This window comes from Roseibium sp. (assembly GCF_051016195.1).
In the GTDB taxonomy this organism is placed as follows: domain Bacteria; phylum Pseudomonadota; class Alphaproteobacteria; order Rhizobiales; family Stappiaceae; genus Roseibium.
The window spans coordinates 1252164-1263957 of the sequence record NZ_CP134616.1; the positions used below are offsets into that span (position 1 = coordinate 1252164).

The following is an 11794-nucleotide window of genomic DNA, read 5'->3' on the forward strand; positions in this document are numbered from 1 at the left end:
GACAGGCCCGCCTCCGGCGGGCCTGTTCACGCGTGACCTCGGGGCTGATGCATGAAAGCTGTTTCCAGGATTTACGGGCACGTGATTGATGCCATGGCGGTGATTGCAGGCGCGACGCTGGTGTGGCTGATGGTGTCCGTTGTGGTTTCCGTTCTCATGCGGAACCTCGGACTGCAGCCCTTTGCCTGGCTGTTCACGTCTTCCGAGTACGGGCTGCTCTACATGACCATGCTGGGCGCTCCGTGGCTGGTGCGCGAGAAGGGCCACGTACATATCGAGCTGGTCACCTCCGCATTGCCGGAAGGCCCCCGCCATGTGGTCAGCCGCCTCGTCGCTCTGGCCTGCGTGCTCGTCTGTGTCATCCTGGCCTGGAAGGGCCTGGAACTGTTTCTGAAAAACATCGAGCGCGGCGACTACGACACCCGTGCCTACTACTATCCGCGCTGGCTGCTAACGATCACCTTTCCGGTCAGCTTTGGCCTGATGGCGGCCGAGTTCATGCGCTTCGTCGTCGGTTCGGAGCTGATGCATACCGGTGAAGCGGGGATACACGAATAATGGAATGGTACGAGGCTCTGGCCCTCCTGCTGGGTGTCATCGTCTTCCTGATGGCGATGGGCATGCCGGTGGCCCTGGCGTTCCTGGCAGCAAACATCGTCGGCGCCTGGGTGTTTATGGGCGGTGAACGAGGGATCGGCCAGCTGCTGAACAACGGCCTGGGATCGCTGACCAAATTCGCGCTTGTCCCGATCCCCCTGTTTCTGCTGATGGGCGAGATTTTCTTTCATACCGGTCTGGGCGGGCGCATGTTCAATGCCATCGACAGGCTGCTTGGCAGACTTTCGGGCCGGCTGAGCTACGTGACCGTGCTCGGCGGCACGGCCTTTTCGACCCTGTCCGGCTCGTCGATGGGTTCCACGGCGCTGCTCGGCTCCCTGATGGTTCCGGAGATGAGCCAACGCGGCTACAAATCTCACATGAGCATCGGCCCAATTCTCGGGACAGGCGGCCTTGCGATCATCATTCCACCCTCGGCGCTTGCGGTTCTGCTCGCCACGCTGGCGCAAATCGATGTCGGTGCATTGCTGATTGCCGGGGTCATTCCGGGTCTGATCCTCGCGGCCTTCTATATCGGCACGATCTGGCTGCAGACGAAGCTGGATCCGACAGCCGCGCCCGCTTATGACGTTGAGCCGCTGTCCTTCGCAAGCAAGATCGGTCTGCTTTTGCGCGAGGTCGTTCCGATGGTCGGCGTCATGGTGGTCATCATCATCCTGATGATCAACGGCTTCGTGACCCCTTCCGAAGCGGCCGCGTTCGGAGCGCTCGGTGTTCTGATCCTCGCGGCCGTGTTCCGGTGCCTCACCTGGGAAGCGATGCGAAAGTCCGTGACAGGTGCGCTCAAGGTGACGCTTATGGCCTACTTGATCGTGTTCGGGTCCGCGACTTTCAGCCAGTTGCTGGCATTTTCCGGAGCGTCTCGCGGCCTGGTGAACTGGGCCATCTCGTTCGAACTGGCACCACTCGCGATGCTGATGGTGATGTTCGCGGTGCTGCTGCTTCTCGGCATGTTCATGGAACAGATTTCGATGATGCTCCTGACCGTGCCGATCTTCTTCCCGCTGGCAATGAACCTCGGCTACGACCCGATCTGGTTCGGGCTGATCATGCTGCTTGCACTGGAAATCAGCTTCACGACACCACCCTTCGGGCTGCTGCTGTTCGTCATGAAGGGGGTGGCGCCGCCCGGAACGACCATGCGCACGATCTACACGTCCGCGTTCCCGTTTATCGGCTGTTCGCTGCTGCTTGTTGCGCTTCTGGTGCTGTTCCCGCAAATCGCGCTGTGGCTGCCGGGGCTTTAAGCGAACATGCGCATCGGCCAGGGTCGCATTCGATCAACCCCCCCCCCCAAAAAAATGGGGCGGGAAATCCCGCCCCATTCTCATTCATCAAACCTTTCAGGTTCAGGCGAAGGACCAGCGCTCCATCCAGCGCTCGCCGTCCATGTCCCAGTTGGAGGCCATGCTGTCGCTGACAACGATGTCGTTCGACGTTGCAAAGACGTAGTTCGCGAACATCGGAACGATCACGCCGCCGTCCTCGTTCACGATGGCCTGCATTTCGTAGTACATCGTGCGGCGCTTGTCCGGGTCGAGCTCGGCGCGCGCGGTGACCAGCAGTTCGTTGAAGCGGTCATTGTCCCAGAAGCTGTCATTCCAGGCGACGCCTTTGGCGTAAGCTGTCGAGAACATGGCATCCTCGACGGGACGACCGCCCCAATAGACAGCGGTGAACGGATCTTTCATCCAGACGTCCGACCAGTAGCCGTCATTCGGCACACGGTTGATTTCAAGATTGATCCCGGCATCCTTTGCCGATTGCTGGAACAGGACGGCTGCATCAACCGCGCCCGGGAAAGCTGCGTCGGCTGAAGACAGGGTTACCGACAGGCTGTCGAGACCGGCTTCCTTCAGGTAGAACTTGGCCTTGTCCGGATCGTAGGTGCGCTGCTCCAGCTCGGAGTTGAAGAACTGCTGTCCCTGTCCGATCGGGTGGTCGTTGCCGACCGCGCCGTAACCGAAGAGGATCTTGTCGACCATTTCCTGACGATTGACAGCATGCTTCAGAGCGAGGCGAACGTTTCTGTCCGTGTAGGGATCCTTGTTGGTGGACATGGCGAACGTGTAGTGCTGATTGCCGGCGACCTCATGGATCGTCAGTCCAGGGCGACGCCCCATCAGTCCGATTGTCTTCAGGTCCAGCTTGTCGATGACATGCACGTCACCGGAGATCAGCGCGGTCGTGCGCGCATTCAGATCAACGATGGCCAGCAGCTCAATCTTTTCGAAGTAGCCGCGATCGCTGTTCCAGTCGTTTTCATTCCGCGTCAGCGTTGCGGAGACACCCGGCGTGAAATTGGTCAGCTTGTACGGGCCCGCGCCATCGCCGGACTTCCAGTCAACGGAGCCGTCCTTGGCCGGCTGGATTGGCAGATGGTAGTCGGTGAAGGTGAACGGGAAGTCCGCGCTGCCGGAGGACAACGAGAAAACGACCGTGTCGCCATCTGCGGTGATGTCGTCAATGGCGGCCAGCAACGGCTTGGCGGCAGATGTGGAGTCGTCGCCACGGTGGAAGTTGATCGACGCGATCACGTCTTCCGGCGTGACGGCCTTGCCGGAATGGAAGGTGATGCCCGGACGCAGCTTGAAGCGCCAGACCTTTGCTTCGTCATCCGCTTCCCAGCTCTCGGCGAGCTGCGGCTCAACCGACCCGTCGGGCGCAACTCCAGTCAGGTAGCCGCAATAACCATAGCCCAGCGCGATCACGAAGCCATGTTCCCATGTGCCCGGATCCAGCGTGTCTGTTGTCTGGCCGTGGCCCTTGGCGACACGCAGCGTGCCGCCGCGCTTCGGTGCGGCTTTTGCGGTTCCTGTCAGCGACAGCGTGCTGCCAGCCATGACGGTCGCTGCACCGGTTGTCTGCAGGAACCTTCGGCGGTTCATTGAACTCATCGAAAACTTTCCATCACTCATACTATGGCTCCCCTCTCGGAACTTGATTTTATTGCTGACGTTGTCCAGTCCAATCGCGCCCAGACATTTTTCTGATTGGCCACAGGACGATCGTGTTTGTTTTTGCTTGTTGTGTTCTCACCTCTGTTTTTGGCTCAGACCTGTTTTCGGTCCTGTGAATGTAATTCCTACAACGCTTCCACATTTTCTCCAACAAAAACAGGAACAACAGGAAATTTCGAAAAGTTTGCAGTACAAATCCGAAAAAATCAGCATAAATTTTTGTAATGATGAGTGCCCGGAACGCCAATGCCGCAACGCCCTGATATCAAGGACCTCAGCCTCAAGGGGCTGGAGCTTTTCCAGATGTGCGCGCGCAGCGGCTCGCTTCAGGCGGTCGCGGCGGAGACCGGCCTTGCGGCAAGCACCGTTTCCCACCATCTGCGGAACCTGGAAGAAACGCTGCGCGTGGAGCTGTTCGACCACTCCCGGCGCCCGCTTGTCCTGACGCCAAAAGGCAAGATTTTCCTGCGCGACATCGACGATGCGCTGCATGCGCTGCGCCGGGCCAGGGCGGAAGCAGCCGGCGGAAACATGGCGGAGGCCAGCTACCTGCGGCTCGGCACAATCGAGGATTTCGACAGCGATGTTTTTCCGGCACTTGCCGTGTCGCTCTTCGAGGCAATGCCCAATTGTGATTTCCTGTATCATACCGATTCCAGTCACATGATCGTGCAAATGCTGCGCAACCGGCAGCTCGACATCGGTGTCGCGGCGACGTCGAACGAACGCCTGCGCGATTTCATCGAGCGGCCTCTGCTGCGCGATCCTTATGTGATGGTCGTTCCCAAGGGGTTGGACAGGACGCCTACTGAAATCATTCACGGAAAGGCCAAGTTGCCGTTCCTGAGGTTCACCAGCAATCTCATCATGGCCAAACATATCGAAGCCCAACTCCGGCGCATGGACATCTCGCCGCCGCACCGCTTCGAATGCGGCAACAACCAGACGCTTCTGGCCATGGTGGCGGCTGGTACGGGCTGGACCATCACCACCCCGCTGCTGTTTTCCAGGGCGCGGCGCTTTCACCCCGATGTCGAGATGCACCGCTTTCCGGGCAAAGGTTTTTCCCGCACGCTGGCGATCCTCGCCAATGCGGATTGTTCCAGGTCCGTACTCAACCTTGTCGACAGTTCCATCCGCTCGCTCATCGATGACACGCTGCTCACGCCCTTTTTTCAGAAGACGCCCTGGCTGCAAGACAGCCTGAAGCTGATCGACTGATCGTCCATGTGCCCCGACGGCTTCAAAGGATGTCGAAACGGTCCCGTATGCTGCGGTCCTGTTCTTCCGACAGATAGGCCGGATGATGGCTTGCCAGGATTTCGCCCGCCCGGACGCGCGCGCGCGTCCATGCATCCTGCGCGCCGTTCTGGGCCCAGGTTCTCGGCTCCTCCCTGTCGGCAAGGGACGGATAAAAGTAGTCGCGCTCCATGGCCTGATAGGTGTTCTGACCACCCAGAAAGTGACCTTCTCCCAGAACCGCTTCACAGATCGCTTCGAAGGCGAGCGTGTCCGGCGTCACCTCGACACCTCTGAGCGCCCTATAGGTCATGGAGTGCATTTCATCATCGAGCACGAACGCCTCGAAACTGGCGCCCAGGAGAGACGCCGTCATGCCCGAGCTTTCATAGATCAGATTGCCCCCGGCAAGTGCGGCGGCGAGCGAGGTTATGCCCTTTTCGACACCGGCCTGTGCATCGATTGCCTTGGCATCTGTCATCGAGGAGGCAACCCCGGACGGCAGACCGAGCCAGTTGGTCAACTGCGCGGACGCCGCATTCAGAACGGCGGTTTCACCGCCGCCGCCGGAAAACGCGCCGGTTCTCAGATCTATGACGAGAGGCCAGTTGGAAAAGATCATCGGAAAGCCCGGCTTGATCGCATGGACCATCACGAGGCTCGCAAGCGTTTCGGCAAGCGACTGCGCCAGGAAACCGGCCAAGGTTGCAGGGGCGGTCGCACCGGCCTGGGCGGCGGTAATGCAGGACATCGGAATGTTGTGCCGGATACACTCGTAGACGACGCCGACCGCGTCCTCGCCGTAGCGCAGGGGGGAAATGACCGGACTGATATGGGCCTTCAGAAAGGGGCGTCTGGCAAATTCGCCGTCGCCGCCGGCGGCAATGTCAAGCATGCCGACAATCGGCTCGACGTGCTCGGGAAGCGTGAACGAGGTCGCAACGGGCTTGGTCGTGTTCTTGAGCAGCGCGTAGACCGTGTTCACATCCAGATCGTAAGTGTCAGGCACGTCCGTTGCGACGCAGCAGCGCGTGAACCAGCTGACATTCTGCAGCACGTCCTGCAGCCGTGTGAAATTGTGCAGGTCTTCCAGAGTCGACGGCCGGTAGAGGCCGCTGTCCATGTCGAGTGTCTGAACCGCTGCTCCGCCCGTGCCGAAGTAAACCTTGCTGCCGCCGACCGTGATCGACTTCGCCGGGTCGCGGCCATGGAATGTGAAGGTTTTGGCTGCAGACTTGATCGCATTTTCCACGAGCTCTACAGGGAACACGATCCGGTCATTTCCGGCGTCTTCGGCGCCCGACGCAAGCAGGTCTTCCCTGAGACGTTCGGGCACTTCGCCCATCCCGAGCCGGCCCAGAAGATCCAGCGCCGTTCGGTAGATCTGCTGCAGCTCATCATCCAGAAGCGGTTTGTATCTGCCGCCCGCCTGGCCCGGTGGGCACGGGTCGACCAGCGGCTTGGCGGCCCGCATCGCCAGGCGTTCCTTCCTGCCTCCCCTTTTCGCGCGGCCACCGCTCATGTGCTGTTCTCCCCAATCAGTTGCAGCGCCACTCAAAGTTATGCTCGGATATTGCGCAACAGAAATAGCATTAATTCATATTATTGAGCGCTGAATTTCGAAATTTTCGAACTAAGTGAAAACCGTATTGTGACTTTACCCGGTCTTGGGCTCTATGCGCTTTCACTGAAGGCCTGGAGTGACGTTTCATGAAATCCCGCACCAAAGTCGTTGTCATCGGTGGTGGCATTGCCGGTTGTTCGACCCTTTATCATCTGACCCGCGAAGGCTGGAGCGACGTCGTTCTGGTCGAACGCAACGAACTCACCAGCGGCACGACCTGGCACTCCGCCGCCCAGGTGACGAATTTCGGCATGAACCAGACAATGGTCGGCCTGAAGACGCATTCCATCCAGCTCTACAAGGATCTTGCCGAGAACCCCGAATACCCGATCAACTACCATCATGGTGACGGCGGCATCCGCATGGCCAATACAGAGGCGCAAATGCAGGGCTACCGGCACTTTGCCTCCATGGCCCGCGGAATGGATGTGCATTTCGAGGTAATCGATGCCGATGAATGCGCAAGACGGCATCCGCTGGTTTCAACCGACAATCTTCTGGGCGGATTGTGGGACCCGCTCGATGGCGACATCGACCCGGCGCAACTGTGCCAGGCGCTCGCCTTTCACGCCCGGAAGGCCGGCGCGGAAGTCTATCGGAACACCCCGGTCACGGCACTGACGCAGCACCGGGACGACACCTGGACCGTGCATACCGAACACGGCGACATCGATTGCGATATCGTGGTGAATGCCTGCGGTTACCGGGTCAACGAGGTCGCGGCAATGATGCATGTCCACCATCCGGTGGCGTCGATGGAACACCAGTATTTCCTGACAGAGGATATTCCTGAGATTGTTCAGGCGGGGCACCGCATGCCGCTCATCCGCTGCCCGATCAGCGACTATTACTGTCGGCAGGAAAAAAACGGTCTCCTTATCGGGTTCTACGAACAAGGTTGCAAGACGTGGGGCATGGACGGCATTGATCCGAATTTCGTCAATGCGCTCTGCCCGGATGATCTCGACCGCATCACGGATGTCTTGGAAGGAGCCTTTGCACGCATGCCCGCGCTGATGGAAGCGGGTATCCGGTCGGTGATCAACGGTCCGATCACTTACACGATCGACGGCGCGCCGCTGGTCGGACCCATTCCCGGCAAGCGCAACGCCTTCTGCATCATCGGCCTGCGGGCCGGGCTCGGAGAGGGCGGCGGCCATGGTTGGCTGCTGGCCCAGCAGATCGTCCATGGCGAGGCCTGTTACGACACCTGGTGCCTGGATCCGCGCCGGTTTACCGGCCACGCGAATGTGGAACTGACAGCGCTCAAGGCGATCGAAGACTACCAGAACGAATTCCGTTTCCATTTCCCCCACGAGCACCGCCCGGCTGGCCGGTCGGCGAAGACGACGCCCCTCACGCCGGTGCTGGCCGCCGAGGGTGCGGAGTTCACCGTGGTCAATGGCTGGGAACGCGTCGACTACATCAAGCCCGGTGCCGATTTCCACCCGACCCTGGGTTTCGATTTCGACGAAGCCTTCGATCTGGTCAAACGGGAAGTGGAAAATGTCCGGGACAATGTCGGCTTGTGCGAAGTCAATGGCTTCAACAGGTTCGAAATCACCGGTGCGGACCGGCATGCGTTCCTCGACCGGCTTGCCTGCGGCACGGTTCCGAAACGCGACGGGCGGGTCGGGCTCGGATACCTGCTCAATCATCATGGCCACATCAAGTGCGAGGCTACATTCGCCAATCTGCCTGCCAGCGACCGGGGCCCCGCACGGGTCTGGTACGGGTCGGCCGCTGCCAGCGAATTCCACGACATGGACTGGCTGACGGCGCACCTGCGTGACGGCGAGGATGTTGAAATCCGGAGCCTTACGAACGACCAGACAATCCTGGTTCTCGCCGGGCCGAACGCGCGGAAGGCGCTGTCGGCATGTTCGCGCGGCGACTGGTCGAAAGACGCATTTCCCTGGCTCAGCGTGCGGGAATGTTTCATCGGCTTTGCACCGGCAACCGTGATGTCCGTGAGTTTTTCCGGTGAGCTGGCCTATGAAATCCACGTGCCGAATGCATCGCTCTACGCGGCCTATCTTGCGATCCGGGAGGCAGGAAAGGCGTTCAACCTGTCGCTCTTCGGTGCACGCGCGGTGGAATCCATGCGCATGGAAAAAGGCTTCTTCCACTGGAAGGCTGATCTTCTGACGGAGTTCGATCCCTTCGAAACCGGCCTTGACCGGTTCGTCAAAATGTCGAAAGGCGACTTCGTTGGAAAGCCGGCACTGGAAGCGCTGGCGGCCAGGGGTCCGACAAGGAAGATGGTCACGCTGCAGGTGGAAACGACCCGCGCGCCCGCACCGGGCGGAGCCTCGCTCATGCTGGACAGCAAGGTGGTGGGGACGGTCACGTCCGGCGACTGGGGGCACCGCGTGGGCATGAACCTCGCCTACGCCTTCGTTGATCCGGACTATTCAGAGGCAGGGACATGCATGCAGATTGATCTGTGCGGCGATCTAACAGATGCCAACGTCATTCCCGCCAGCCCCTACGATCCGGATTTTGCGCGCTTGCGGAGCTGACGCCGGCCGGCTCTAGAGCCCGAACACGTCCGTTGCAGGCTTGCCGCTCCTGAGGCCCTCGATCCAGTCGCCTTCGAGCGCCAGCTTGGCCCGGGCATCGTCGAGCCGGGCGCGTGCAAGATCCGGCGGCACGGCAATCAGGCCGTCTCGATCGCCCATGACAAGGTCGCCGGGGCTGATCGTGCAGCCACCGAAACTGACGGACCCATTGATTTCACCTTTCGCAGCCCCGACCGGGCCGCGTGGCGTGACGCTGCGGGAAAAGACCGGAAAGTCCGGCCAGTTGCCCAGAACATCGATGTCGCGTACCGCACCATCAACGATGATCCCGGCGCATCCTTTCTCCCGCAGGTCACCGCCGAGAATCTCGCCGATCATGGCGTTGTCCGCCCGGCCGCCGGCAGCGATCACCACCACGTCGCCTGCACGAACGTGATCCAGCGCGTGAATGACCGCTCCGAAATCCGGCGGTGAAACTGCAACCGTCAGGGCCGGGCCCAGAAGACGCAACGGATGTCCGCCAAAGGTTTGCGGGCGTATCGCCGGATCGATCTGCTGTTCCGGCAATAGGTCGACGGTAATGCTGACGGCGATCTCCCGCCAGGCTTCGATTTCCTCAGAACTCAGCGTCGCCGCTGCCGGGTTGATCTTCACGCTCATGCCGGTTTTCCCCTTGCGCCGCACTCCGGCGGCTAAGTCCTGTCCATGGATCGATCACCCGTTCAGCTTCGCGATCGCGTTTTCGTCCCATGCGACGCCGATGCCCGGTTCGCTCCACGGAACCGTATGGCCGTCCTTCACGTCCGGTGTGCTGGTGAGAAGGGTTCCGGCAACGTCAAACCACTCCAGGATCATGGCGGTTGGCGTTGCGCGCAGAAGATGTGCGGAAATCTCCAGGAACAGGTGGCTTGCGACGGGTACGGGCTTTTCCTGCGCGAGGCGTGCTGCTGCCTGCCAGCCGGTGACGCCTCCGATTTTCATGACGTCCGGCATGGCAACATCCGACGCCCCGGCGGCAAGGGATTTTTGCATGTCCGCAACACCCCACCAGTTCTCGCCCGTCTGAACGGGTGTCCGGATCGCCGCGCGCACGGCGGCATGCCCGTCATGGTCGGTGGCGTGAACGGGTTCCTCGATCCAGGCAAGGCCCTCGTCATCAAGCGTTTTCATGCGGCGCACCGCCTCGTCAACGCTGAACGCCTGATTGAAATCCGCCGCAACCCAGACATCCGGTCCCGCCACCTTCCGGATCGCCCGGATCACGGAGGCATCGACGGCGACATCGGGGTGACCCGCCTTGACCTTGAAAGCGCGGAAGCCACGCTCAAGCGAGGCTTCAACCTCGCGCGCGGTCTCGTCCGGCGGCATTTGACCCAGACTGTCGTAGACACGCACGGGATCCTGACCGCCCCCGATCAGCTGTGACAGCGGCTCTCCGGCACGTTTGGCCCTCGCGTCCCACAAAGCCATATCGATCCCGGCAATCGCCATGGCGACAAGGCCCTGATTGCCAAGCAGGCGGAACCGCGCATCCAAGAGGGTATTCACGTCCTCAGGGTCCGCCGCCTGCCCGGACAAACCATCGATGATGTTGCGTGTCAGAACCGCAAGAGGCTCAAGCGCCGCAGGCGTATAGGCGAATATGTAGGCAGAGCCGGTCACGCCATCATTTGACGTGATGTCGATCAGCACCAGCGGCGCGGCCTCCAGGGTCCCCGATGCGGTCTTGTGCGGTATTGCAAGAGGTGCCAGCACAGGCCTGACACGGCAACTTGAAATGACAGGCAGCGCTTCACTCATGCGGCTATCCTTTGGTCGAAACTGTCAGCGGTAAATGTGGTTCAGGTCTTCGGCAGGCCAGTTTGCCTTGTTCGCTGCACCTTCGTAAAGGCTTTCAAGGAAAGCCGAGATCGCTTCCGCCGGGTTTGCGGAGGTGCGGGCGTCTTCATATTTGAAGATCGCGAGTGCACCCCCGTTCTTCTCCGCCCAGAATGCCTTTTCAGGCTGAAGCGGGATCGTATTCATTCCCTCAGGTTCCGGGTAGGCATAACCGTAGAAGGCAGCTTCGGGAAAGGTGTCATCGCCCGGCCAGAAACCGATCGAAATGACCTCGTGCGAATAGGCTTCCCTGTCCGACTGGGTGCCGCCTTCCAGCGGATGGGCACGCCCGGAAAAACGCGTGACGACCAGATCGAAGGAGTGCCAGTAGAGTTGCACCGGGGTCTGCTTGCCGACGAACCGGGACCGGTAATCCTCGAACACGCTCGAAATCGCGCACAGGGCGCGCCAGAAGGCGGATACCGCCGCCGCATCATAGGCACGCGGTGCTTGGTCGTCCCTGAAGGGGACCTTCGACTTGTTGTCGTAGGGAACCGCAACGATGCTGACAGTGACGCCGAGATCGCTCAAATGCGAGAACAGTGTCTCGTAGAATTGCGACACCGTCAGCCCCGGAACCGCAAAGGAGGATCGCCTGCCATCGTTCCGGCCGACGATAACCTCGTGGTCGAACATGTCATAGAGAATTTCAAAACCGCTGTCTTCGTAGGGAATGCGTCCTGTCGTCAGGCCGCGCACATGCGGGTAAAGCGTGACATGCCACCAGTGATTCAGCTTGGGATGGGCCTTCAGCCTGATCTTCCCGATGATCTGCAGGAAGAGATGGAGCGTGTCCCTGGTATCGGACCAGTCTGCAAAGGGAAGCGGAGGGAGCGTGATCATCGGGCGGTTCTCCTGCCGGTCAGGCGTCGCGGGAAAGATGTCCTCCATGCACATCTAGTTTGTCATGTGCCCTGGTCCAGATCATTTAAGAATTTTGAGAAGGTGTTTCA

Annotated in this window: 9 protein-coding genes; 4 read left to right on the forward strand and 5 right to left on the reverse strand. The window is 60.4% G+C overall.

The annotated features are described in order from the left end of the window. Nucleotides 1–51: 51 nt before the first annotated feature. Nucleotides 52–558: a TRAP transporter small permease gene (locus tag RDA78_RS05715; RefSeq protein WP_434054389.1), complete on the forward strand. Its 507-nt coding sequence runs from the start codon at nucleotides 52–54 to the stop codon at nucleotides 556–558. Further along, on the forward strand, nucleotides 558–1865 hold the full coding sequence (locus tag RDA78_RS05720; protein WP_434054390.1) for a TRAP transporter large permease: 1308 nt from the start codon (nucleotides 558–560) through the stop codon (nucleotides 1863–1865). The genes RDA78_RS05715 and RDA78_RS05720 overlap by 1 nt, the downstream gene beginning before the upstream one ends. Before the next feature lie 102 nt (nucleotides 1866–1967). On the opposite strand, the gene RDA78_RS05725 is transcribed toward RDA78_RS05720, so the two are convergent. Next, the gene (locus tag RDA78_RS05725; RefSeq protein WP_434054391.1) at nucleotides 1968–3515 is read right to left on the reverse strand and encodes an ABC transporter substrate-binding protein; all 1548 of its coding nucleotides are present in this window, start codon (nucleotides 3513–3515) and stop codon (nucleotides 1968–1970) included. A 309-nt stretch (nucleotides 3516–3824) separates the two neighbouring features. Between RDA78_RS05725 and RDA78_RS05730 the strand changes: the two genes are divergently transcribed. Next, nucleotides 3825–4799 (forward strand): LysR family transcriptional regulator, encoded by a 975-nt coding sequence (locus RDA78_RS05730; protein ID WP_434054392.1) that lies wholly within the window; start codon nucleotides 3825–3827, stop codon nucleotides 4797–4799. 22 nt (nucleotides 4800–4821) lie between these two features. On the opposite strand, the gene RDA78_RS05735 is transcribed toward RDA78_RS05730, so the two are convergent. Continuing rightward, entirely contained in the window at nucleotides 4822–6339 is a 1518-nt protein-coding gene (locus RDA78_RS05735; RefSeq protein ID WP_434054393.1) for a trimethylamine methyltransferase family protein, read from the reverse strand. Between the two features lie 188 nt (nucleotides 6340–6527). Between RDA78_RS05735 and RDA78_RS05740 the strand changes: the two genes are divergently transcribed. Then, a complete protein-coding gene (locus RDA78_RS05740; RefSeq protein ID WP_434054394.1) occupies nucleotides 6528–8963 on the forward strand; it encodes a GcvT family protein in 2436 nt (811 codons plus the stop codon). A 12-nt stretch (nucleotides 8964–8975) separates the two neighbouring features. Here the strand turns inward: RDA78_RS05740 and RDA78_RS05745 are convergent, their stop codons facing one another. Genes RDA78_RS05745 through RDA78_RS05755 form a run of 3 tightly spaced genes read right to left on the reverse strand, consistent with a single transcriptional unit; the run spans nucleotide 8976 to nucleotide 11684 of the window. Continuing rightward, nucleotides 8976–9623 (reverse strand): RraA family protein, encoded by a 648-nt coding sequence (locus RDA78_RS05745; RefSeq protein WP_434054395.1) that lies wholly within the window; start codon nucleotides 9621–9623, stop codon nucleotides 8976–8978. Between the two features lie 54 nt (nucleotides 9624–9677). Further along, the gene (locus tag RDA78_RS05750) at nucleotides 9678–10763 is read right to left on the reverse strand and encodes an enolase C-terminal domain-like protein (RefSeq protein ID WP_434054396.1); all 1086 of its coding nucleotides are present in this window, start codon (nucleotides 10761–10763) and stop codon (nucleotides 9678–9680) included. 24 nt (nucleotides 10764–10787) lie between these two features. Next, nucleotides 10788–11684, reverse strand: a complete 897-nt coding sequence (locus RDA78_RS05755) for a DUF5996 family protein (protein ID WP_434054397.1) — start codon at nucleotides 11682–11684, stop codon at nucleotides 10788–10790. Between the last annotated feature and the right edge of the window lie 110 nt (nucleotides 11685–11794).

Excerpts from the sequence above, each read along its gene's own strand:
- RDA78_RS05740 (WP_434054394.1), top strand. The coding sequence starts at position 6,528 with ATGAAATCCCGCACCAAAGTCGTTGTCATCGGTGGTGGCATTGCCGGT.
- RDA78_RS05735 (WP_434054393.1), bottom strand. The coding sequence starts at position 6,339 with ATGAGCGGTGGCCGCGCGAAAAGGGGAGGCAGGAAGGAACGCCTGGCG.
- RDA78_RS05750 (WP_434054396.1), bottom strand. The coding sequence starts at position 10,763 with ATGAGTGAAGCGCTGCCTGTCATTTCAAGTTGCCGTGTCAGGCCTGTG.
- RDA78_RS05745 (WP_434054395.1), bottom strand. The coding sequence starts at position 9,623 with ATGAGCGTGAAGATCAACCCGGCAGCGGCGACGCTGAGTTCTGAGGAA.
- RDA78_RS05720 (WP_434054390.1), top strand. The coding sequence starts at position 558 with ATGGAATGGTACGAGGCTCTGGCCCTCCTGCTGGGTGTCATCGTCTTC.
- RDA78_RS05715 (WP_434054389.1), top strand. The coding sequence starts at position 52 with ATGAAAGCTGTTTCCAGGATTTACGGGCACGTGATTGATGCCATGGCG.
- RDA78_RS05730 (WP_434054392.1), top strand. The coding sequence starts at position 3,825 with ATGCCGCAACGCCCTGATATCAAGGACCTCAGCCTCAAGGGGCTGGAG.
- RDA78_RS05725 (WP_434054391.1), bottom strand. The coding sequence starts at position 3,515 with ATGAGTTCAATGAACCGCCGAAGGTTCCTGCAGACAACCGGTGCAGCG.
- RDA78_RS05755 (WP_434054397.1), bottom strand. The coding sequence starts at position 11,684 with ATGATCACGCTCCCTCCGCTTCCCTTTGCAGACTGGTCCGATACCAGG.